At 42.2% G+C, this 23,805-nt stretch carries 21 protein-coding genes and 3 tRNA genes; 17 read left to right on the top strand and 7 right to left on the bottom strand.

What is annotated here, in order from left to right; genetic code table 11:
• Nucleotides 1–287 precede the first annotated feature (287 nt).
• Entirely contained in the window at nucleotides 288–956 is a 669-nt protein-coding gene (locus MF4640_RS02410; protein ID WP_078388581.1) for an HAD-IA family hydrolase, read from the bottom strand.
• Between the two features lie 180 nt (nucleotides 957–1,136).
• Nucleotides 1,137–2,075 carry an RluA family pseudouridine synthase gene (locus MF4640_RS02405; protein WP_078388580.1) on the bottom strand — a complete coding sequence of 313 codons (939 nt, stop codon included), beginning with the start codon at nucleotides 2,073–2,075 and terminating at the stop codon, nucleotides 1,137–1,139.
• Nucleotides 2,076–2,832: 757 nt separating this feature from the next.
• Here MF4640_RS02405 and MF4640_RS02395 point away from each other — a divergent pair.
• The 5 genes from MF4640_RS02395 to MF4640_RS02375 all read left to right on the top strand — a co-directional run bounded on the left by MF4640_RS02395 (nucleotide 2,833) and on the right by MF4640_RS02375 (nucleotide 8,806).
• Nucleotides 2,833–6,315 carry an Rne/Rng family ribonuclease gene (locus tag MF4640_RS02395; RefSeq protein WP_078388579.1) on the top strand — a complete coding sequence of 1,161 codons (3,483 nt, stop codon included), beginning with the start codon at nucleotides 2,833–2,835 and terminating at the stop codon, nucleotides 6,313–6,315.
• Nucleotides 6,316–6,485: 170 nt separating this feature from the next.
• Nucleotides 6,486–8,327: a long-chain-acyl-CoA synthetase gene (locus tag MF4640_RS02390; protein ID WP_078388578.1), complete on the top strand. Its 1,842-nt coding sequence runs from the start codon at nucleotides 6,486–6,488 to the stop codon at nucleotides 8,325–8,327.
• 130 nt (nucleotides 8,328–8,457) lie between these two features.
• A tRNA-Lys gene (locus MF4640_RS02385) sits at nucleotides 8,458–8,533 on the top strand.
• 19 nt (nucleotides 8,534–8,552) lie between these two features.
• Nucleotides 8,553–8,628 (top strand) — tRNA-Lys (locus tag MF4640_RS02380).
• Between the two features lie 102 nt (nucleotides 8,629–8,730).
• Nucleotides 8,731–8,806: transfer RNA gene (locus MF4640_RS02375), tRNA-Lys, on the top strand.
• Between the two features lie 143 nt (nucleotides 8,807–8,949).
• Here MF4640_RS02375 and MF4640_RS02370 read toward each other — a convergent pair.
• Nucleotides 8,950–9,594, bottom strand: a complete 645-nt coding sequence (locus MF4640_RS02370) for a hypothetical protein (protein WP_078388577.1) — start codon at nucleotides 9,592–9,594, stop codon at nucleotides 8,950–8,952.
• 280 nt (nucleotides 9,595–9,874) lie between these two features.
• Here MF4640_RS02370 and MF4640_RS02365 point away from each other — a divergent pair, with 280 nt between their 5' ends.
• Nucleotides 9,875–10,150, top strand: coding sequence for a PspC domain-containing protein (locus MF4640_RS02365; RefSeq protein WP_004692583.1), 276 nt, complete (start codon nucleotides 9,875–9,877; stop codon nucleotides 10,148–10,150).
• Between the two features lie 96 nt (nucleotides 10,151–10,246).
• On the opposite strand, the gene MF4640_RS02360 is transcribed toward MF4640_RS02365, so the two are convergent.
• Entirely contained in the window at nucleotides 10,247–11,344 is a 1,098-nt protein-coding gene (locus tag MF4640_RS02360; RefSeq protein WP_078388576.1) for an HPP family protein, read from the bottom strand.
• A 172-nt stretch (nucleotides 11,345–11,516) separates the two neighbouring features.
• On the opposite strand from MF4640_RS02360, the gene MF4640_RS02355 reads away from it, so the two are divergent.
• From MF4640_RS02355 to MF4640_RS02310, 9 genes are all read left to right on the top strand, one after another.
• Nucleotides 11,517–11,807, top strand: coding sequence for a hypothetical protein (locus MF4640_RS02355; protein ID WP_004692588.1), 291 nt, complete (start codon nucleotides 11,517–11,519; stop codon nucleotides 11,805–11,807).
• A 410-nt stretch (nucleotides 11,808–12,217) separates the two neighbouring features.
• Nucleotides 12,218–13,207: a glycine--tRNA ligase subunit alpha gene (gene glyQ / locus MF4640_RS02345; RefSeq protein ID WP_004978878.1), complete on the top strand. Its 990-nt coding sequence runs from the start codon at nucleotides 12,218–12,220 to the stop codon at nucleotides 13,205–13,207.
• Nucleotides 13,207–15,276: a glycine--tRNA ligase subunit beta gene (gene glyS / locus MF4640_RS02340; RefSeq protein ID WP_078388574.1), complete on the top strand. Its 2,070-nt coding sequence runs from the start codon at nucleotides 13,207–13,209 to the stop codon at nucleotides 15,274–15,276. The genes glyQ and glyS overlap by 1 nt, the downstream gene beginning before the upstream one ends.
• A gap of 100 nt (nucleotides 15,277–15,376) precedes the next feature.
• Nucleotides 15,377–15,904 (top strand): DUF6932 family protein, encoded by a 528-nt coding sequence (locus MF4640_RS02335; RefSeq protein WP_078388584.1) that lies wholly within the window; start codon nucleotides 15,377–15,379, stop codon nucleotides 15,902–15,904.
• Nucleotides 15,885–16,799, top strand: coding sequence for a hypothetical protein (locus MF4640_RS02330; protein ID WP_078388573.1), 915 nt, complete (start codon nucleotides 15,885–15,887; stop codon nucleotides 16,797–16,799). Before MF4640_RS02335 ends, MF4640_RS02330 begins: the two co-directional genes overlap by 20 nt.
• 153 nt (nucleotides 16,800–16,952) lie before the next feature.
• A complete protein-coding gene (locus MF4640_RS02325; RefSeq protein WP_004978867.1) occupies nucleotides 16,953–17,342 on the top strand; it encodes a hypothetical protein in 390 nt (129 codons plus the stop codon).
• 299 nt (nucleotides 17,343–17,641) lie between these two features.
• The gene (locus MF4640_RS02320; RefSeq protein ID WP_078388572.1) at nucleotides 17,642–18,151 is read left to right on the top strand and encodes a hypothetical protein; all 510 of its coding nucleotides are present in this window, start codon (nucleotides 17,642–17,644) and stop codon (nucleotides 18,149–18,151) included.
• 166 nt (nucleotides 18,152–18,317) lie between these two features.
• Nucleotides 18,318–18,881 carry a hypothetical protein gene (locus tag MF4640_RS02315; RefSeq protein WP_078388571.1) on the top strand — a complete coding sequence of 188 codons (564 nt, stop codon included), beginning with the start codon at nucleotides 18,318–18,320 and terminating at the stop codon, nucleotides 18,879–18,881.
• A gap of 118 nt (nucleotides 18,882–18,999) precedes the next feature.
• A complete protein-coding gene (locus MF4640_RS02310) occupies nucleotides 19,000–19,503 on the top strand; it encodes a hypothetical protein (protein ID WP_004692604.1) in 504 nt (167 codons plus the stop codon).
• A gap of 99 nt (nucleotides 19,504–19,602) precedes the next feature.
• On the opposite strand, the gene MF4640_RS02305 is transcribed toward MF4640_RS02310, so the two are convergent.
• The 3 genes from MF4640_RS02305 to MF4640_RS02295 form a co-directional block, all read right to left on the bottom strand.
• Nucleotides 19,603–20,559, bottom strand: a complete 957-nt coding sequence (locus tag MF4640_RS02305; protein ID WP_078388570.1) for a 2-hydroxyacid dehydrogenase — start codon at nucleotides 20,557–20,559, stop codon at nucleotides 19,603–19,605.
• 123 nt (nucleotides 20,560–20,682) lie between these two features.
• Nucleotides 20,683–20,877, bottom strand: a complete 195-nt coding sequence (locus MF4640_RS02300) for a hypothetical protein (RefSeq protein WP_004692607.1) — start codon at nucleotides 20,875–20,877, stop codon at nucleotides 20,683–20,685.
• A gap of 133 nt (nucleotides 20,878–21,010) precedes the next feature.
• Entirely contained in the window at nucleotides 21,011–22,297 is a 1,287-nt protein-coding gene (locus tag MF4640_RS02295) for a hypothetical protein (RefSeq protein ID WP_171263838.1), read from the bottom strand.
• A 122-nt stretch (nucleotides 22,298–22,419) separates the two neighbouring features.
• Between MF4640_RS02295 and MF4640_RS02290 the strand changes: the two genes are divergently transcribed.
• A complete protein-coding gene (locus MF4640_RS02290; RefSeq protein WP_078388568.1) occupies nucleotides 22,420–23,199 on the top strand; it encodes a class I SAM-dependent methyltransferase in 780 nt (259 codons plus the stop codon).
• Nucleotides 23,200–23,211: 12 nt separating this feature from the next.
• Nucleotides 23,212–23,772, top strand: coding sequence for a hypothetical protein (locus MF4640_RS02285; RefSeq protein WP_078388567.1), 561 nt, complete (start codon nucleotides 23,212–23,214; stop codon nucleotides 23,770–23,772).
• Nucleotides 23,773–23,805: the final 33 nt, after the last annotated feature.

The following is a 23,805-nucleotide window of genomic DNA, read 5'->3' as shown; positions in this document are numbered from 1 at the left end:
AAGTGAAGGAGCTGTCTGCTGAAATGCTGAACTTAAATTCTGAGAAAAAGTCATAAAAAAATGAGCGTATCTGGATACGCTCATTTTTACCGCATTTCAGCTATTTTGTCTTAACTGATCAGCATTACCCAATGAAAGAGCTTTTTCAAATCAGAAATCCAACAATTCAATCAACCGTTCATTCGCCTTAAAACATACTAAAGACAAAAGATTTGAAGATGATCGACCTAAAACTGGCAGGCTCACTCAGACCATCTTCCACAGGCTATATATTTAGACGACTCAAGTTAAATCACTTGTTTAAGGTCAACATATTGCAATAAATGCTGCTGCAAGCTCGGCACATCATCCGCGATGGCCAAAGGTTGATATTGTCTGAGCGTTTCAGCTGTATGCACCCCATAACTCACCCCGATTCTCGGCATGGCAATATTACGCGCCATTTCTAGATCATAACTGGTATCACCGACCATAATCGCGCGTTCAGCAGACACACCCGTTTCAGTTAAAATCTCTTCCAACATTAAAGGATGCGGTTTAGATTTAGTCTCACTGGCAGCACGCGTTGTCACAAATAGTGTTTGGCTCTGTGTTTGAGCCAATACTCGATCTAAGCCTTTACGACTTTTACCTGTCGCCACCGCCAACTGTAAACCCGCTTCACGTAAGCCATTCAACATATCGGCTACGCCGTCGAACCAGACATCACCTTTCGAGTTCGCCACATAATGCTCGGCATAGCATTGCAAAATCTCAGTATGTAACTCAGGCACTTGAGGAAATAATCGCTGCGCGACTTCTGGCAAACCTAAACCAATAATACTTTTTGCTGCATCAGCAGTTAAAGGCTGTGCAAATTGCTGCGCGGCAAACAGTAAACTCGCCACAATCTGCCCCACTGAATCAAATAATGTCCCATCCCAATCAAAGATAATCAGTTCTACAGGTTTGTTCATTCTGGGGTTCCAATATTTACTTTTATAAAGTCAATTTACACGATGCATTTGCTACACAATGGCGACAAGGATGTCACCGTTGAGCTGACTTGCATTTCGCTTTAAATCAGTGCTTAAAGCGCGTACAAGACATTCCGTCAACTCAACAAAAGCCATGTCTTAAAATGAAAGGGAAAAGAATTAATCCTTCTTCTGCGCTCTTAACTGCGCCACAATACTCTGCATATCTTCAGGCAAAGGCGCTTCAATCGGTACATAACCAGGGATGTCTAAACGCATTGCATGCAGACATAAACGACGTGGCTTCGGCCCTTTATATTCTGTTTCATGACCATATTTATCGTCACCCACCAGTGGATGACCAATGCTTAAACCATGCACACGAATTTGATGGGTACGCCCTGAAAGTGGTGATGCATAAACTAAGGTTGCATGCATAAAACGCTCAGCCACATTCCACTGCGTTTTAGACTCTTTACCTTCGCTCGATACACGCACACGACGCTCACCATTGGCCAGTTCATAACGGTGCAAAGGCGCATCAATTAACTGCTTGTCTAAACTCACCACACCTTTGACTACAGCAGCGTAAGTTTTCTTAATTTTGTGTTCACGCAACATGTCTTGCAAACTTTTTAACACACTACGCTTTTTAGAAATCATCACCAAACCTGAGGTATCACGGTCAATACGATGAATCAGTTCTAAGTATTTTTTACCTGTTGCCGCACGTAAGCCTTCAATCAGACCATAAGCCACACCACTGCCACCATGCACGGCAATGCCAGATGGTTTATTGACAACCATCAAGCCCTCATCTTCATACACCACACGGCTCAGTAAACTCTGTGCCACTTTGTCAGAAACAGGTGCCGCATTTTCATCTTTTTGTTCATAGCGAATCGGGGCCACACGAATCTGGTCACCAATAGACAACTTAGTTTCTGCTTTTATACGCTTTTTATTCACGCGAACCTGACCTTCACGAATCAGGCGATAAATACGACTTTTAGGCACACCTTTTAAACGGCTAAATAAAAAGTTATCAATCCGTTGCCCTGCTTGATGCTCGTCCACTTCAAACCACGTCACGTTTTGCCATTGTTGGGTAGAATTCATACAGTTACTGCGACCTAAAAAATACGAAATTTGAATAAAAAATGACCACTTAGGCTATGCTTTACACAAGAAAGACTAGCTTAGCCCATAGGCAGATGGTACAAGGTTTGATATAGTCAGCGCACGGATACCACCATAAGTGAGTCAAAAGCTTAATCATTTCAATTTTAAATTGAATAGTTAAGAAAATAACTCAACTCAGCTTGGAACGGTCCCAAAAGAATTATGCCGACGCCGAAGGCTTATTATATCGGCAAAACAGCAAACTGTTAGGTTTAATTGTGCATCTGCACATAAATCAGTTTGCTCCAAAAAAATATGTGACCAACGAAGGTTGGTTTTTAAACGTAAACTGATATACATCAGATTAGTCGCTCCCTGATGTCGTATTCAGGCCACAGCGTTGATGCATATGGATCTGTTCAGTTGTAAAGGTACGATGATAATTCCGTATCAAGACACCCTATCCAAAAAGAAGGGTTGCTCTTCGAGCAAATGTGACAGTGAAAGTTACTTACATCCAATGCACCGCTTGTCCGCCAGTGAAACGCGCAGGAGACTTTAATCGTTTAAAGATTGAAGCCGTATTGCCATCATCAATATGTGAATCAAAACCGAAGCCGATCAAAAAGGCAGGTAATAAAACTCAGACCACAATTGGTTTATTTGAGATCTGAGTAAAATTGGTCCGTGATGTTTGATGTTCGCTACGTGTTTAGCGATAGTTTGCTGTGTATCACTATTAGGTGTTACACCCATGAAACGTATGTTGATTAATGCAACACATGCAGAAGAGATTCGCGTTGCACTTGTCACTGGGCAGCGTCTTTACGATTTTGACTTAGAGAATCGTACCCGTGAACAAAAAAAATCCAATATCTATAAAGGTCACGTGACTCGCGTTGAGCCTTCTTTAGAAGCCGTCTTTGTTGAATATGGTGCGGGACGTCAAGGCTTCTTGTCTATGCGTGAAATCGCAAATTCATATTACCAAGCAGACCCACGCCAAACTTCAAACATTCGCGAATTGATTACTGAAGGCACAGAGCTTTTGGTTCAAGTTGAAAAAGAAGAACGTGGCAACAAAGGCGCTGCCCTTTCTACCTTCATTTCTTTAGCTGGTCGCTATTTGGTGTTGATGCCAAACAACCCGAAAGGTGGTGGTATTAGCCGTCAAATTTCAGGTTCAGTACGTGAAGAATTGAAAGAAATGTTGGCGTCATTAAATGTACCTCGTGGCATGAGCGTAATTGTACGTACTGCGGGTATTGGCCGTTCTCAAGAAGAGTTACAACTTGACCTACAGCACTTACTGGATCTTTGGGCGCAAATCCAAAACACAGCAAGTTCTGGTCCATCACCAATGTTGGTTCACCAAGAAGCAGGCGTGGTGACGCGTGCAATTCGTGATTATTTACGTGATGATGTTGCTGAAATCTTAATTGATTCAGAGCAAGCCTATAACGAAGCCTATAACTTCGTAAAAGCAGTCATGCCTCGTCAAATCGACAAGTTAAAAACCTATACGCTAAATGAGCCGTTATTTGCGCATTTTGGTATTGAAAGCCAAATTCAAACAGCTTATGAACGTGAAGTTAAACTTCCTTCAGGCGGTTCAATCGTTATTGACCAAACCGAAGCATTAGTGTCAATTGACATTAACTCTGCAAAATCAACCCGTGGTAGCGACGTTGAAGATACAGCGCTCAATACTAACCTTGAAGCAGCGGAAGAAATTGCACGTCAACTACGCTTACGTGACATTGGTGGTTTGGTTGTAATCGACTTTATCGACATGACCAAAGACCGTAACCAACGTATGGTTGAGGCGAAACTTCGCGAAGCAACACAAAGCGACCGTGCCCGTATCCAATTCGGTCAATTGTCTCGTTTTGGCTTGATGGAAATGAGCCGTCAACGTCTGCGCCCTTCACTTGAAGAAGCAACAGGTTATGTCTGCCCGCGCTGTCATGGCACGGGTATGGTTCGTGACTTACGTTCATTATCGCTTTCAATCATGCGTAAAGTAGAAGAAATTGCGCTGCGTGAACGTCATGGTGAAGTTCAAGTACAGGTTCCAGTTGAAATTGCAGCATTCTTATTGAATGAAAAGCGTCACACGTTGGTTTACCTCGAACAAACCTCAGGTGTTCGTGTGACTGTGCTTCCGCACCCACACTTAGAAACCCCACATTACGAAATTTCGTATAACCCTGAAGGCTTTGCACCAACCAGCTATGAACGTACAGAAGCAACACGTTCAAGCGAAAAAGAGTTGGGTTACGAGTCATCAGAATGGCATTTAGATGGTGCAGATCATGTGCATCAACATGCCGCTCCTGCGCCTGCACAACAAGAAAAAGGCAACAAAAAACCTCGTAACAACGCGCCACAACAACAAGTTGCGCAACAAGCCCCTGCCCAAACGGCTCCTTCAAGCAGCCCATGTGCATGGTTAGAAAACTTGTTTGTACAAAAACAAGCTGTGACTATCGATCAATCACGTTCTGCAAATAATGCTGCTGCTGCCATTGAGCAAATGGTAAATGGCGGTGCAGTGAGCCGTGGTCAGTTTGGTCAAGTTGGCACGCCTGCTGCGGCACCAGTTGCACCAAGCAACAATGTCTACATGAGCTCTGCACCTGTTCATGCAAAATCTGAACACCGTGAAGATAAGCATGTAGAGAAAGAGGAACGTGGTACACGCCACAATAAAAAGCGCCCTAATAAGCACAAAGAGTCACGTGAGCAAAATGCGCAACATGACAACCAAGTTCATGAAGAAATTGTGCAGGTCTCTCGTCAAGATCAACAGCGCCAAGATCGTTATGAACAACGTCCTGAACGCAATGAATCACAACGCCAAGACCGTCATGAACAGCGTACTGAGCGCGGTGAACAACAACGTCAAGACCGTCCAGAGCGCAGTGAACAGCAACGTCAAGAACCGCGTGAAAACAAGCGTTCATCACGTCGCCAACACGGTGAGCAACAGCAAAACACTGATGTTCAAAACGAACAGCAAAATGCAATGCCACGTCGTGACCGCCGTAACCAACCTCGTCCAGAACGCCCAAATCGCCATCGCGACCCAAGTGTACTGAATGAGCAAGCGACTGAAGCAGCGCCAGCTGTGGTTCAAGAACCTCAAGTTAAAGTTGAGTTGATTGAAGCGCCGCGTCAAGAAATGATCACAACAGCCCATGTGGTGAATGTCGATCAAGCGCAAAGTGAAATCATGGCATTAACTCCGCCTGCACACACTGCAACCGAAACCAAGCCTCAGCAAGCGGCTGTTGCGAAAGCAGAAGTTGAAGTAAAAGCTGAGAAAGTGGTACAAGAGAAAGCAACTGAAGTTGTAGCAGCACCTGCTGAACAACAAGCAGAGCAAAAACCACGTGAAAGCGTAAAACGTGCCAGCAATGATCCACGCCAACGCCGTCGCCAACAACGCGCTGCACACACACAGCAAACTGAAACACCTAAACTCACACCTTCACAGGTGCCAACTTTAGGTCAGTACACCATCAGCAGCTTGATTCGCCATGTCTATGGTGAAGACTGTTCAGTGCTGATTGAGCAGTTTGGTTTAATTCCAACCTTCAACCGTGCCCTTCAGAAATTTACTGAAGAGTATGCAGCAACGTTAAGCAAAACTGTGACAACGCCTGCTGTTGAAGCAGAGAAAAAACCGGTCACCCGTGATGTTGAAATCACAAAAGCGCAGCCTGAAGCAGAGCCAGTTCCAGTATTGGACCTGATACCGCCTGCACCTGTGTCTGAACAACGTGTTGCAAATGACCCGCGTGAGCGTCGTCGTTTAGCTAAACTGGCTGCTGAACAAGCCAAACAAGCGCGCGAAACGGCACCTGTTGCTGAGTCGTCAGCGCCTGAAACAGCGATTGTTGCAGAAACACCTGCTGCTGAAGCTGCGCCTGCTGTAACTCTAGAGGAAAACGAGCCTGCTCTTGTAACAAAAAGCGAAGCACTTATTGCCGTTGAAAGCAGTGAAGTGAAAAGCTCGGCTGATGTAGCTGCGGTTGAAGAAGTGGAAGTTGTTGTTGCTCCAGTTCAAGCCAAAGCACCTAGAGCGTCAAAGCAAGCTGAAAAAGTAGAAGCAACTGAAACTGTAGCGGAAATAGCTGCGGATGAGTCAGACAAATCAGACTCGGACAAGCCAGTTCGCCCACGTCGTCCACGTGGTCGTCCACCGAAAAAAGCGAGCCCGACTGAGTCGTAATTCACCCTAGAGTTGTAAATTTTAAAAACCTAGTCATGTCAGTGGCTAGGTTTTTTTGTTATTTTCGTCAGATTAGGTTGATTGCACTAGACCGAAACGATTAAAAGAACAAGTGTAGAAACTGAGCACTATTCAAACGCATTGGATTGCATAAAATAATTAGGATTCATATGAGCCAACACCCATCACATGACCTCATTGGTATTACTGACGTTGCAGCAAAACTTCCTCAATTCATCAGTAAAGTTCCCAACTTACTCAGTGGATTAAAGCAAGCATATTTACGTACCCCAAACACTCCAGCAGGCCTCGGAATTGCTTTTGAAAAAGCAGTGAAGCGCAACCCTCACGGTATGGCCTTGCTTTTTGAAGAGCAAAAATTTAGTTACCAAGCCCTCAACGAATGGGCAAACCAAATCGGGCATTATTTTTTATCCATCGGGGCAAAAAAGGGTGATGTCATCACAGTGATGATTGAAAACCGTCCTGAATTGGTTGCAACCGTGATTGCACTTGCCAAAATTGGCGTTACTGCGGCTTTAGTCAATACATCGCAAGTCGGTAAAGTGCTGGCGCATAGTATTAATCTGGTCAAACCCATTGCAGTCATCGTGGGTGAAGAATGTCGTGCCGCAGTTGATGAAATCCGTCATGATCTAAATCTCCCTGCTGATCGTTTCTATTGGTTTGCCGACCAAGAAACCCAAAAAGATGCAGGCCTTGCACCACAAGGTTTTAGTAATCTTGCTGAAAAAATTGATGCCTTTGCCAAGTTCAATACCCCAACCACACATAGTGTGCTGGGTAGAGATGGCTTGTTTTATATTTATACCTCAGGCACAACCGGTTTGCCTAAAGCCGTTATTTTCACACATAGCCGCTGGACGTTGGCTTATGGAACCTACGGGCACGTACTCAACCTCGGTAAAGACGATGTGATGTATGTCACCCTGCCGCTGTACCATGCAACAGGCATTGTGGTGTGTTGGTGTGGTGTGATTGCGGGTGCAGGCACCTTGGCTTTGCGCCGTAAATACTCCACTTCTGCTTTTTGGAAAGATGTGCAAAAGTTCGATGCCTCTGCCATTGGCTATGTCGGTGAGTTATGTCGCTATCTCATGGATGCATCACCTTCAGCGTTAGAAAAAGGCCACCGTGTCACCAAAATGATCGGCAATGGCATGCGTCCGAATATTTGGGACAAATTCAAACAGCGGTTTGGTATTGAAGAAATTTTAGAGCTTTATGCATCGAGTGAAGGCAATGTCGGTTTTAGCAATGTATTCAACTTTGACAACACTGTCGGCTTTTCACCTACGCCTTATGCCATTATCCAGTTTGATAAAGAAAAAAATGCGCCTGTTTATGATGCCAAAGGTGGCTGTATCAAGGTCAAAAAAGGCGAAGTTGGTTTATTGATCGGTAAAATTACTCGCCGCTCCCCTTTTGATGGCTATACCGACCCTGAAAAAAATAAATCAGTGATTCTTAAAGATGTCTTCAAGTCTGGAGATGCTTACTTCAACACAGGGGACTTAGTCCGCGACATTGGTTTCCGTCATGCCCAATTCGTCGACCGCTTAGGCGATACCTTCCGCTGGAAAGGCGAAAATGTGTCCACGACTGAAGTTGAAAATATGGTCAGTGAATATGACAAAATCACCGAAGCTGTAGTGTATGGTGTTGAAATTCCAAACACCAATGGTCGTGCGGGAATGGCTGCGATTACACTGGCAGACGGCGCTGAACTGAATGAGCAGGATTTAGCCCAAATGCTCGTGAGCTTTAAAAAATGTCTGCCTGCCTATGCTGTACCCGTTTTCTTACGCGTACAAAAGCAAGTTGAAACTACGGGAACGTTTAAATACCAAAAGAACAAGCTCAAAGAACAAGCCTTTGACCCGAAAAAAACTGATGAACGCTTGCTGGTCCTGTTACCCAACAGCAGTGCCTATGCAGATTTAACGCAACAAGTCTTTGATAACATTCAAGCCTATCAATATCGCTTCTAAACTCAAATTGCTTGTTTTTTAGCTACCTAATCGCAAATTTGTTGTATTTATAATCAAACATCAATAAGTTTGCGATTTTTTACTTGCGCTCGATGCATATCTTGCTACAATACGCTCCATCAAATGATATGGGTCGTTAGCTCAGCTGGTAGAGCAGCGGACTTTTAATCCGTTGGTCCCGCGTTCGAATCGCGGACGACCCACCATTCCTTTGATACCCTTGATGGGTCGTTAGCTCAGCTGGTAGAGCAGCGGACTTTTAATCCGTTGGTCCCGCGTTCGAATCGCGGACGACCCACCATCTTTCTTGTAAAATCTAATTTTACAAACCTGCTCAGGTTCGAATGCTTTAAAAATTTCTTTTTTAAACTTTCAGCGAATACTCTTTCGCACACCTTGCTCAGGGTCGTTAGCTCAGCTGGTAGAGCAGCGGACTTTTAATCCGTTGGTCCCGCGTTCGAATCGCGGACGACCCACCATTTATTTAAATCCTCTTTAATTGCATTGATATGACATTTATTTAGCGACACACTATTTAAGTCATAAAATTCGCACGCTGTTCATTTCTTCACTATTTTTATTCTTCAGTCTTATTCTGTTGCTTTGCCCAATTCCATTTTAACTATGAATTAGGCTCACGCTTTAAGGTATACGCACGCTCTAATTTCGGAAAACCTCGTGCATACAATTTTTGGTTAGTGGCATCTAGATTATTACTTTTATCCAAATCCATGTGTAGCGTTTGCGAATCCACCACGCGATAATAAAAATTAATCCCCTCTTTACGATGGACGATCAACTCTGTTCGCTCTTTATTCATGGTCCATGTATCACGACGATAACTTAAGTTTGAAAAGCCAGGGCGTTGTTTTTCTGAAAAGACCTTACCTAAGCGTACAATGCTACGATGCACTGTACCATCAGGTAAAAAATTGAGAATAAAATCAGCCTTCCCTGTTTCACAAGGGAAAAAATAACCATCACATTGAATTTGTGTGCGATAACGCCCAATAAACTGCTGTTCACCAATATCCAGCGTACGAGGTGCATACTCCGAATCATCTTGCATGGTTGCCCGCCCTGCCACCTCAGTCAGCTTCTTCCCCAACTCAGCCGTAACAGCAGCATCCTCTACCGTGCTATTTTCATGTTGTTGTGACGCCTCCGACAGCCCACCATCACAGCCAGCTAACGATACACCAATTAGCGCCACCGCTCCTTGCAGTAATACGCCAATCAACCCCTGATGCTTTCGTTTCAACTTCATTCCACACTCACTTCCTGCACGTGATTAATCTCCATAACCATCACGAATATCCATCCTGACCTCTGGTTTTTTCTCGGATTCAAATGACTTGCTGACTTTAAACAGCTGGCTAAACGCCAAATAGAGCACATTTTAATCCTGATCAAAACCCCAGCTTTTATCTCTTTACATAAATTTACTTTTTAATTAGCTCCGTCACCTTTAAAAACTTAATTCCATCTCCATTTTTAAATTATGAGTGCAAAAAGCCACTCAGATTTTAATTTTTAAGGAGACTTAGATGGCCAATGTTGGTTTATATCGCTCAAACCGCTCAAACATGATTGCTGGTGTAATGGGTGGTATTGCTGAACGTTTTGGTTGGAACGCAAATTTACTTCGTATTGTTTTCATCACCATTTCACTGTTAAGTGCAGCATTCCCTGGAATTTTGGTTTACCTGATTCTTTGGTTGGTGATGCCGAAACAAAAAGACCAAATTGAGCATTCTCCACAGGCTCGATCGGGTTATAGCAATACGATGCGTACTGTTAATCCAGATCATCGCAACCCATAGGCACACATCTTTCGTCTCAAAAAAGTTTCTTTTTATGCTACGACAACTTCCCCCAAAGTGTCGTAGCTTTTTTTTTGCCTACGACACTCACATGACTTAGCGATGCTGCAACAGACGATACAATGCTGCAATCATATCGGCACGGCTAATGATGCCGACCAAAGCCTTGTTTTCAACCACAGGAATATAGTTAAAAGAACGTTCAACAAAGTACGGGATCAAATCTTGTAGTTCTTGATCCGGCTGCACAGTCACCACCTGACGTTTCATAATGTGCTTGACTTGATCTTGCCAAGAGGTACGCAAATCCGTTGCCTTTTGGAACCACTCCACCACTTCATATAAAGCTAAGGTGCCGCATACTTGTTCAGCTCGATTTAACACAGGTAAACTCATCAAATTAATCTGTTTAAATTTTTCCACAGCGACTTGAATGTCTTCATCTTCATATAAACACAGGACATCTTTACTCATAATGTCCCGACAGCGTAGGTCTATATGAAAGCGAGTATCGGCCTGTGCTTGGGCTTTTAAAATCAGTTTTTGTAAATCATATTCACTGATGTCAAGCAACTGTGTTTCTTGGGCTAAAACTTGATGAATATCTTCAGGTTGAATGGTGACCTTCTGGGTGGGGGTCGGGTCGGTGCTACGCGTATTGACTTGCGCCACAGTTGGGTATTGCTTTCCAAGCAATCGGTTGAACACTATTGCAATCACGAGAAGTAGGATAGAGTTGAGTAGAACAGGATAAAACACAAACTGATACCCTAGCTCGTGTACCGTCTCTCCTCCCAACACTGCCGTAATCGCCACAGCACCACTTGGTGGATGCAAAGAATCTGTCGTCATCATCAAAATAATCGACAAAGCCACAGCAACACTAAACGCTTCAGTTAAGTTGGAAATATAGAGTGCGCAGGTCACCCCAATTACGGCTGCAATCGTATTCCCAATCACAATATTCCATGGCTGAGCCAAAGGACTGGCTGGTACGGCAAAAAGCAACACCGAGGACGCACCCATCGGGGCGATATACCATGCATTGATCCCACCCAAAAGCCACCAACTCATGAGTGAAGACAGTGCTAATCCCAACAATGCACCTAAACCACAGAGCATTCTTTCCTTTAGCGGTAACACTTTAAAATTCGGTTTTAAGGTATTTAACCATTCAAGTTGCATATGAAACACAGCCGCCCTTCTACTTTTGCGCACTTAACCAGTGCAAAATTATACGCGGTCTCACCAATAAGATGCATCTATTTTACATCTTAGAGATATCAATTTTGTTATTTCAATTGTTATCAGCAAAGTCTATATTTAGCGCAAGAGTTTCATTTTTATAAGAAGAAAGGTACACATCTTGGGAAAATTCAAATATGAAGATCACCTTGAAACTTTAGGTTTATGTGAATGCTTAATTGCCCTGATTCAATTTGAAGTGAAACAAGGCAACAAAATCTCTGGTTACGATACTCATGCAAAATGGCCTAAAGAAGAGAGCCATTTGATTTATCTAAAACAATCTCTGCATTTAAAAAATCTTAATTTTCCTCAACACCCGAATGTTCAAGCTCAGGTTAATCGAGATATGCATTCTAATTGGCATACAGATGCTTACTGCACCGTACATCATCACCTTATTATTGGATAATTTATGAAAAGAATAAAAAAATGACTGAAAAACTTGAAATCTGCGACTGCTTAAATGAATTATTAACACTTGAATTGTCACTTGGAAATTCAGTTTCCCACTTTGACAATCATGCCAAATGGCCTTATCCCGAGACCCATTTTGTTATGTTAGCCCATGATCTTCATACTCATTTAGAAACATTGAGATACTCAAAAAATATCTCCCACCAAATATGCAAAGATATTCATTATGGTTGGCATGATGAATGTTTATGCGAAATTCATCATGACTTACTCTGTGCAGGTCGTACTAAGCCATTTTAGCGAATATAAAATTAAGTGCTGAAAAATAAATAGAGCCTTTGCCACTCCCCTGCAAAATCCTTATACTTAGAACCAATTTTTTCTTATATTTATAATGGATGCTGCATGAGTCGCGCCATATCGCATATTGATACATTCCAAGGCTTAATTCTTGCCTTACAAAACTACTGGGCTGAACAAGGTTGTGTCATTTTACAACCTTACGATATGGAAATGGGTGCAGGGACATTCCACACTGCAACATTCTTACGCGCACTTGGGCCTGAAACTTGGAACGCAGCATACGTTCAACCGTCACGTCGTCCTAAAGACGGTCGTTATGGTGAAAACCCAAACCGTTTGCAACACTATTACCAATTCCAAGTAGTACTGAAACCAAACCCAGACAATATCCAACAGCTTTACCTAGACTCATTAGAAGCGATTGGTATCGACACCCTTACTCACGATATTCGTTTCGTAGAAGACAACTGGGAATCTCCAACGCTTGGCGCATGGGGCTTGGGTTGGGAAGTTTGGCTCAACGGTATGGAAGTGACTCAGTTTACTTACTTCCAACAAGTTGGTGGTGTTGAATGTTACCCAGTAACAGGTGAAATCACTTACGGTCTTGAGCGTTTGGCCATGTACCTACAAGGTGTCGATTCTGTTTACGATCTTGTTTGGACCAAAGGTCAGTTTGGTACTGTGACTTATGGCGATGTATTCCATCAAAATGAAGTGGAACAATCGACCTATAACTTTGAATATGCAAATGTTGAAAAAATGTTTGAATTATTCGATTTCTATGAAGCTGAAGCAACTCGCTTAATGGAAGCTGAACTTCCACTGCCTGCGTATGAACAAGTGATTAAAGCATCACACAGCTTTAACTTGCTCGATGCACGTGGTGCGATTTCTGTAACTGAACGTCAACGTTATATTTTACGTGTACGTACTTTGGCACGTTCTATTGCGCAAAGTTATGTGGCTGCACGTGCCAAGCTTGGTTTCCCAATGGCAGAACCACATTTACGTGATGAAGTTTTAGCTCAATTGAAAGCTCAGGTTGAAGCAGAAGCGGCTCAAGCAGAAAAATCAGCGGAGAACAAATAATGTCTAAACATACCGTTTTATTTGAACTTGGCTGTGAAGAACTTCCCCCAAAAAGCCTGAAAAAATTACGTGATGCGCTACATGCTGAAACGGTTAAAGGCTTAAAAGATGCGGGTCTTGCTTTTGATTCAATCGAAGCTTATGCAGCACCGCGTCGTCTTGCACTTAAAATCGTCAATGTTGATGCTGCGCAAGCTGATACGCAAAAACGTTTTGACGGCCCCGCAAAACAAGCAGCCTTCGATGCCGAAGGCAACCCGACTAAAGCTTTAGAAGGCTTTATGCGCGGTCAAGGCATCACAGTTGATCAAGTATCGACTTTCCAAGCCGGTAAAGTTGAAAAAGTTTGCTATCTAAAAGACGTAAAAGGTCAAAGCCTTGACGTTTTATTGCCACAAATTTTACAAAATGCTTTGGATAACCTGCCAATCGCAAAACGCATGCGTTCTGCGGCAAGCCGTACTGAATTTGTACGTCCTGTGAAATGGGTGGTGTTGTTAAAAGACAACGATGTGGTTGATGCGACGATTCAAGATCACAAAGCGGGTAACGTAACATTCGGTCACCGTTTCCATGCACCTGAAGCAATCACTTTAACGCACGCTGACGAATACTTAGCGAAGTTAAAAGCAGCTCACGTTGTGGCGTCTTTTGAAGAGCGTCAAGCAATCATCGATCAACAAGTCAAAGCGCTTGCTGATGAAGTGAATGCCATTGCGATTGTACCTACGGATCTTCGTGACGAAGTGACTGCATTGGTTGAATGGCCTGTTGCACTTCGTGCAAGCTTTGAAGAACGCTTCCTTGCTGTTCCTCAAGAAGCACTCATCACGACCATGCAGGACAACCAAAAGTACTTCTGCTTGGTGAATGCTGACAATAAACTTCAACCGTACTTCATTACTGTGTCAAACATTGAGTCGAAAGACCCGACACAAATTATTGAAGGTAACGAGAAAGTGGTTCGTCCACGTTTGTCTGATGCTGAATTCTTCTTCTTACAAGATCAAAAACAACCGCTTGCATCACGTAAAGAAAAGCTTGCAAACATGGTCTTCCAGGCAGAGCTTGGTACGCTTTGGAACAAGTCTGAACGTATTGCAAAACTTGCAGTTGCTTTAGCTCCTATCACTGGTGCAAAAGCGGAAGATGCTGAAAAAGCTGCCCTTCTTGCAAAATGTGACTTAACCTCTGAGCTTGTAGGTGAATTCCCTGAACTTCAAGGGATTGCAGGGACTTACTACGCACGTCTTGAAGGCGAAAATGCTGAAGTGGCTGAGTCTTTAGGTGAGCAATATTTACCTAAATTTGCAGGTGACGTTTTACCTCAAACCAAGACAGGTACTACGATTGCGCTTGCAGATCGTTTAGATACGCTCACAGGTATTTTCGGTATTGGTCAAGCACCTACAGGTTCTAAAGACCCGTTTGCTTTACGTCGTTCTGCGATTGGTATTTTGCGTTTAGTGACTGAAAATAATCTTGATGTTTCAATTGAAGAACTGATCAAGCTTGCTTTGGCTGCTTATGGCGATGTATTGAAAGACCATGACAAGACTTTAGCGGATGCTGTTGCGTTCCTTGAAGGTCGTTACCGTGCGAAATATGAAGACCAAGGCGTTGCTGTTGATGTGATTCAAGCAGTTCAAGCACTTTCTCCAAAATCACCTCTTGATTTTGATAAGCGTGTAACTGCGGTGAATCATTTCCGTAGCCTGCCTGAAGCTGCTGCTTTGGCTGCTGCGAATAAACGTGTTGCGAATATCTTGGCGAAAGAAGCTGCACCTACGGGTGAGATTGTTGAGTCTAAATTGGTTGAAGATGCTGAAAAAGCACTTTATGCAGAGATTCAAAATATTCTACCTGTGGTTCAACCGCTTTTGGCTGCAAAAGACTATACCGCTGCCCTTTCTAAGTTAGCTGCGCTGCGTGCGCCAATTGATGCCTTCTTTGATGGTGTGATGGTTATGGCAGATGATGCGGAATTGAAAGCAAACCGTTTACGTTTACTGGCTCAGTTGCGTGATTTGTTTACCAGTGTTGCGGATATCTCGGTGTTGCAGCATTAAGCTTTCATTGATGCTAAAAACCCGCTTTAGAGCGGGTTTTTTTATTCTTAGAATTTAATATTTATGATATAAAATCAAAATGATAACAAAAAATATCCATATGATAGACAATAATTTTACAGAAAACATAGAGAAAGACCCCCAACGATTATCTGAAGGGAAGATAATTTATCCATGTTTACTAGATCCAGGTATTCACAAGATATCTTTGGAAAATTTGGAAAAAACAGTTCTCAATCCATTTCAAGATAAAAGAACGCGGGCTAATTTATGCAATCGCCTAAGAGCCTTAATTCAGGAATTAGAGGCTTATCAAGTTGAGATGATAATCTGGTTAGACGGATCATTTTGTTCAAAGAAACCGCATCCTAGTGATATTGATATAGTTTTATTTCTCAATGAAGAAGACCTGAATAAACTTTTATCCGAAAAATATAATGAGTTACTTTCATTTCTAGAAAATCGTAATACAATTCGCGCCCGATATGGGTGTGACTTGTTTTTTAACACTATGAGCGAAGTAGATCGCTTTCACTATTGGCGTAGTCTTTTCAGTTACAATCAACTATCTGAAGCTAAAGGTTTCATTCAACTTCGAGTAAACTCTCATGAACATCTCTACTCTTGAAGAACAAATACATTTAGCTGAAGAGATTTTGAGTAAGAATAATCAGACCTTAGATAAAAATGATCGCTTCAAAATAGCTTCGTTTAATTCCTTTAAGGAACATCTAAACAACCTCAGAAAGCAGCTCCACGATCTACAACTCCGTAGAGAAAAAGAGATTTTAGAAGTCCGCTTCATAGGTGACAAAGCTTGCAATGGCTCACTTCCATTGATGCTACATGCAACTTTATCAAAGGGTTTAGCTGAGAGCCTAATTACACTTTCTACAAAAGTAAGAACTCCTAAGAAACATGCTGACTTTGTTAACCAATCTGACTTAGATCTTCGTTTAGCAAATATTGTTTCAGGTTCAACAAAATTCATCATCAGTTTAGAAATTCAGCCAGACTTGTTTGGATGGAGTTTGTCTCAAAATACCCTTTCCTATTGGTTTTCATTTTTTCAATCCTTAGATAATCCTGAGACAAATCAAGAAATCTTCTCCATTATGGGAAACAAAGGTATTGCTAGCATTAAATCTATGCTCTCTGCTTTGAAAAGCAATAATTTAGACTTTGAAATTAACTGGGATTCACATCACAATCAAAAACATTATTGGATGGGCAACACTAAAAAAATTGATAAAGCTTTAAACTTTTTAAATGAGTTGGTAATTCAAGAACCACTTGAATGCGAGATTTCTGGGATAATACAAAATCTTGATAGATCAGGAAAAATTACTCTTGTGAATGAGAATAAAAAAATCTATCGCATAAGATTAGAAAAAACAGTTTTATCTGAAATAGAAAAGTTACGTATCAACCAGTTTGTAACATTAAAAGTAATTAAAAATATTAGTACTCACCCAACATTTGATAAAGTTATAGAAAGCTATGATTTCATTAATATTATCTAAAATCAAACTTCCAATCTGCTTTTAGAAATAGCTTTAACATCAATATTAGAGCATAGAAAGCTAAGCCCAAAACTCGAAAAATGTGAATACTATGGTCTTCCTTTTCACAATTCCCTATACTCAACCTAACAACTCGCAACAAGAACGAACCTTATGAAATTAAAAACTGTACTTTTCGCTACTTTTGCTGCCCTTTCTATTACAGCATGTACATCTCAACCAACGATTCCACAGTTAACAGCGGGTGTATTACAAGAAGTCCAAGACATTGAAGTCTATCCGGACACAACCAATAACAAAGCAAAACTGACCAAATTTGAAGACAAATGCGTCATCGAATTTACTGGCAACCTCAAAGCAGGCAAAGTCGTAGAACAGTGGGCGTTCCGTGACTACACCCTTATCACAGGTGGCTCAGCAACCTTTGCACTCGATGGCACAAGCACAGCAACCAAATTTGAATTACACGATGCAGAAGTACAGAAAAACTTCCTTGCACTACGTAATCACTTTGCAAAAGAAGCCTTAGCGCAATGTAACTAAGCAAATCGTCATCACTGGTGCAACATCAGTGATGACTTCCTCTCAAATGCCTTCCGCTTCATATCTTTTATTTCAACGCTAGTCTCCATACTCTTTACATTTAAAACAACGACTACGCATAAACTTACATAATTTTAATGAATTAACTGAACGACACAATTTTCAGTCTATTGTTCATGCGCTGTTGCCGCATTGTGCGACTTTCATATCAAACGCTATTTTTGGGCTCATTTCTGTTTATGATGACTGCTGTTCTGAACTCCTCATCGGGTTCTGTCATAAGAGGTAGAAAATCAAAGATGAAAGTTTTAACAAAGACACTCACCGCTTCGGCTTTAACCACTGCACTTTTAGCTTCCACTTCCCTATTTGCAAATACATCGGCCAATGTTCAAGTCCAAACCTCGCAACCAAGCGTATTGCAAAACTTAAAACATGATGTCAAACATACTGCGCATGCGACAGGTGAAACGGTTGAGCATGGTGTCGACAAAACCAAAGCATTCAGCAAAGAAAAATGGCAAGACACCAAAGAATTTTCAGCTGAAAAATCTGCTGTGGTAAAAGATAAGGCAGGTGACGTTAAAGACTCTGTTGCGCATAACACCAAAAAAAGTGGTCACTATATAGCGGATAAAGCGAAACAAGGCCAACAAGCGACCAAACAAAAATGGCAGGAAACTAAGCAGGCTGTCAGTGGTCAACCTAAACGTGCTGACGTAAATGGGCAGGCTCAAGTGGAATTAGATACACCTGTTGCTAAAGCCAAAGTCGGTTCATCTGCGGATGCTGCCGTTGGCGCGAAGTAGAAGTTAAACTCCTCCAGAGTTGAAAGAGTCCACATGCTGGGCTCTTTTTTAGCTATATACGTTTGCACACTACGCTTGTTTACAACCAAGCACATGAAATTCACACAAAGAGGCTTTATGCTAAAACGCTGATTTATGCACGATAGCCCAAGAGGTACACTGCTCTATGAATATGATGAAAACAACCCTCTTCTGCGCTCTTTTAATGACAACAGCAGGTGTATGGGCACAAACAGAAACCACCACTCAGCAAGCGCAAAAGCCAATTACGCCTTATGGTAAAAACCCCAACATCTTGCATGTCTGGGCTTATAAAACTCAAGAAGGTGTGATTAACACGGTGGAAAAAGTCGGTACTGCAACAGAAAAAGGCATCCAAAAAATTCGCCCTTCTGCACACCAAGCCTTGGACAGTGCAAAAACCATCACCAACAACACCGCAGAACAAGCTAAAGAAACAGGACAACAAGTCACCCAAAATGTGAATAAAAAACTGCATGAAACCAAGCAAGTGATTACTGGTCAAACAGATCAACCCGCTCCCATTTACCAAGGCAGCTTGAGTCAACCGTCATCAGCACCCGTAGATGCTCCTGCGGTTCAAGCGCCTTCAGTCTCATCTCCACAGCCTGTCGCACCCCAAACAGTAAATGAGCCCACGATTACCCAAGCACCTTCTTCCTTTACACCCGCCCAAGCAGAAGAAGAAATTAAAGTGACTAAGCTTTAATAGCAAAAAAGCCCGTCAGTTGATGGGCTTTTGACTAAAAAAACAAAAAAACTTTTGAATTTATTGAGCTTAGACTCTAGCATCGACCTATAAAAACCACATAATCATAAAAATTTTCATGAAAATAATCATTGGTATCATTATTGGAATATTTTTAGTACTTGTAGCGTTATTTACTTATTCTAAAATTCCTAAGCTACAGCACGCTGCAACGTTGAATCTTTTACAACAGCATCTAATATGGCCACAGTACAGTCATGAGGCTGAAGGGCGAAAGCTTCAATCTATTGAAATGATTGAGGATGAAGAATATAAATCGACTGAAGGGAATGAAGCCTCGCTGTATCAACTTAAAGATCATTGTAAGCTGACACTCGAAATTTATGGTGAATCATTCCAAAGCAAACGCAGTTTTTACTTTCATCAAAATAAAACTCTACGAGCATTTGAAACACATTGGACCTATCCCAATGGGGGATTTTATGCTGAAGAGGGAAAGGCACAAGCGTTTGCACGCCAACAAAGTTATTTTATGCTCATGAATCCTAAAAATAGCGACACACAGCGTGCGTTAATTCACCTGCAACAATATTTCGATCCTAAATTTATTAAAAATTGTTAAATTTCTAATCTTTAGAAAACACGATTAAAGCTGAACTTAAAAAGAGCAACAATTAAAAAGCCCATCATCTGACGGGCTTTTTAGTTGTAATCATTTGCTTTAATTCACCCGACGGATTGGCTGCCCTGCTTGAAAAGCTTGAGCATTTTCGACCAACTGCTGCACCATGCGCTGACGTGCGTCGACACTGCCCCACGCGCTGTGCGGCGTAATGATTAAATTCGGCAGACGAGCCTCCAATAAAACATTACCCTGTTTAGGTGGCTCAACGGTTAGTACATCGGTTGCTGCGCCCGCAATTTCACCCTGTTTTAACGCATCTGCCAAAGCGGCTTCATTCACAATTCCACCCCGTGCACAATTAATTAAAAAAGCACTTTTTTTCATTTTTTTGAAAGCTTCGGCATCAATCAGGTCGCGAGTATCATCGGTTAATGGGCAATGCAGACTGATAAAATCTGATTGCGCCAGCAAGGCATTAAAGCCCACTCGTGTTGAGTCAGCATGTGGACGGTTTGGCAAATTACCCACCAAAACCCGCATGCCAAATGCTTCAGCGAGTTTAGCCACAGCCTGCCCCAATTCGCCATAACCTAAAATGCCCAAGGTCTTACCCGAAAGTTCAATAATTGGGTAGTCCAATAGACAAAACTGCGTGGCTTTATTCCATTCGCCCTGCTGCACCGCGCGGTCGTATTGCAAGCAGGAGGTTGCAAGGTTAAGCATCAACATTAAAGTGTGCTGTGCCACTGCTGCCGTACCATAACCCTGACAATTACACACCACAACACCTTGCGCTTTGGCTTGCTGCAAATCGATGTTATTGGTGCCAGTGGCAGAGATTAAAATCAACTTTAACTGAGAGCATTCTTTTAGGGTATTAGCATCCAGCAGCACTTTATTGCTAATAATCACATCTACATCTTGTACACGGGCGACAAGTGTCTCAGCATCGGTACTTGGGTAAAGGATCAGTTCATCAAAAACAGCATGCAGTGCTTGAAAGTCCAAATCATTTTTATCTAAGGATGCACAATCTAAAAATACGGCTTTCATTGCTCACGTCCTGTTGTTCTGCATAATGATAGAACGCTTATTTAAACTAACTCAGCCCCTTTTTTCAACGTAAACACTGTCTTCACCACTTAAAAATAGCCGCCACACACAGAAAAAAGCCCGCTATTTAACGGGCTTATTACGATGAATACGAATAGAAATACTGATCTGTTTAATCACATAAAACGTCAGGATCAGTAAGAGAATCAGGCCACCACCGAATGTCAGATAGGCTGGGTCTAAACTTTGTGCCAGTACGCTTTGTGAGGTTGAAATAAACAGTAATGTTATAAATACAGCCGACCAATGTCTTTGCATTACTTCCACCCTATTTGATCTTTATCCGTATTGTTTAAAAGATAAACAATACTTTCATATTAAACCAAATAGGACGGAAAACAAGCACTTGGCCTTAGACCAAAGCCCTATATGAATAAATCACATAAATGCATCATAGAAACACATCTGATTCAGCATCGCTTGACACCAAAAACTGCGCTGTTTCTGGAATATCCTCGACCAAATCAAAGCCACCATATTCATCACAGCTAAAGTTAAACTGCTTATAGCTAATCAGATAATAATCACTGTATTTTTTCATTAACAATGGATGCATTCCAGCGCTCAATTCGGCTTGTTCATGCACCAATTTCATGATCTGACGGTCATTCATCACCACGGTATAGCGCATGTCATTATAGTAAATATGGACCAGTCCATTGCCCTTGGCAAAGATCGGCAACAGAAACTTATGATTCAGTGCAATCGCGTCTGGTGCATAGCTTTCAATTTTCTGACTGATCATATTAAACACTAAACCATGTCCAAAACTATCCATTAACTGACAGCTATTTTCTTGCGGCAAGTTGACCTGAATGCCCAATTTCAACAGATCGGTCTGGCTCACTTGTCGATTGCTGAGTAACTCGCGGATAATGCTTTGTTTGAGTTTGCTATCAAAAAATTGACCGTCTAACTCAAGCTCATTATTTTTCAGAATTCGCCCCAAAGAAAAGCGGTGACGTGGCAACAAGTTTTCGATCACTTTCCGGTAATAAAACTTGCTATTCTTTTTCACTTCACGAATTTTTTTATAAAAATACGGCGCATCAAACTCATGACGTAAAAAATCGTGCAATAAATCTGAACTGGCTAAAACCGCAATCGCATCATGCCCTGTAAAAGGTAAGTTCAGGGTATTCAGATTCGGCACGACCGTTTGTAATTTTTCATAATGCGCACGGTCTTCAGGGCAGTAAGGGTCATAAATAACAATGTATTCACACTCTGCCGAGACATCCTTCGGCTGTACCTGCATGTCATGGTTCAGCTCAGGCTGATAGAACATGTTATAGCGGTTATCCGTCACCTGTTCAGGGTCAATCGAATACTGCGGCACCAAGGCCACTACGCGCTTAAACTGAAGCAGCTTAGAGTATTTAATCGCAGCATAACCGCCCATTGACCCTGCATAGGCAATACGGTTTTGAAAGGGTGCAATCCAAGCGCGAATTGCATCCAACATGGCCAACATCGAAGACTCTGGAAACCATGACTTTTGTTTTGGCATAATGCCAACCACATTAAAGCCAAACTTCGTTAGTGACTTTTCTGCATTGATCGACGTTCCCTTGGCACGAGTAATCAGATCGCCAAAAGAGAAAATAAGTTCGTCCGATGAACCCTGTAAAAAAATGACACGAATCTGTTCGTCTTCAAAAATAATTTGTTTCGCCATGTCCATGCTGAGAGATTTCATTCCTATAAAGTGAGGTCATGTTCGTTCCATACAGCATAAGCGATTTCATCGAACCAAATGTGTTATTTTATAGATGCAGAGCAGATAAAAAAGCGCAAAATATGACACAATTACTCCATCCTGCGGCACAACACGGGTTTAGTGCAGCTGCTGAACTTTATCAACAAGTGCGTCCAAGTTATCCACAAGAGATCCATGCGTGGCTCACCGAGCAGTTGCATTTAAACGTAGATTCTCATGTGATTGATCTTGCCTCGGGCACAGGTAAGTTTCTGCCTTATCTGATTCCACATAGTGGACAACTCACTGCCATCGAACCTGTCACCGAAATGTTGGCTCAACTCAAACTAGCCTATCCACAGGTGGAAACATTACAAGCCTTTAGTGACCATATTCCCCTGCCTTCGCAAAGTATCGATGCAGTTTTATCTGCGCAGGCCTTCCACTGGTTTGCGAACATGGACAGTTTAAAAGAAATCTATCGTATCCTAAAACCGCAAGGGCATTTGGGCTTGGTCTGGAATCAACGCGACACTCAAGTCGACTGGGTCAATGCTCTGGCAGAACGGCTCTCTCCATTAGAAGGAGATACCCCGCGTTATCATAGTGGGCTGTGGCAAAAAGTCTTTGAACATCAACACTTATTTCAGCTTAAAAGCCTGCATCAGTTTGCCCAGCAGCAAACAGGTACAGTAGAACAAGTGGTCTCAAAACGTCTCCTTTCGACCAGCTTTATTGCCGCAATGCCACTCGAACAACAACAGGATTTAAAACATCAGTTTGAACAAATTGTGTTGCAGTACACGGGTAAACAACCACAAGACGAAGTCAGTTTTCCTTACATCACCTATGCCTATCACTTTCAAAAAATAGCAGAATAATAGGACACCGATATGAACCCACATACTCTTTCATTGAAACAGGTTCTACTGCCACTTGTTTTAGGTGGTAGCTTAATCCTGACAGGCTGTAACAAAGCCAATGAATCTGCTGAGCAAGACGCGCTTTCGACCGATGATAAAATTCTGCAAGAACTCAGCTCTGAACCTGTCAAAAGTTTTGCTAAAACAACCAATGATCCACACGATATTGCGCTCTTAGTCGACTATGACCAGCGCTTTAGTAGCATGAGTGATGAAATGGAAGATGAGCTGATAAAAATGCGCGAAGCAGGCACGCTCACGGATGAATTTGCAAAAACACACAAACAAGACAACATTCAGTCTGCACTGAATATGCTGAAAGAGCTGGATTTAAAAACAGAACAAGGGCGCTACATTCAAACTTTGATGTACCAATATTGGGATAACCAAGCCAAAATCATCCAAGATAAAGCCGCAGCACCACATGATAACGTGAAAGGCCTCGGTGAGCTCATTCATGCCCAAGAGCAACTTGAACACTGGCAGTCGCAGTATCCTAAAGCTCAAGATACGATGTCGACAGGCTACTAACTCAATCGCGGAAAAAGAAAAGGGATCAGATGA

The organism is Acinetobacter sp. MF4640 (genome assembly GCF_002018895.1).
Taxonomy (GTDB): Bacteria; Pseudomonadota; Gammaproteobacteria; order Pseudomonadales; family Moraxellaceae; genus Acinetobacter; species Acinetobacter johnsonii.
This window is presented reverse-complemented; position numbering and strand designations above follow the sequence as displayed.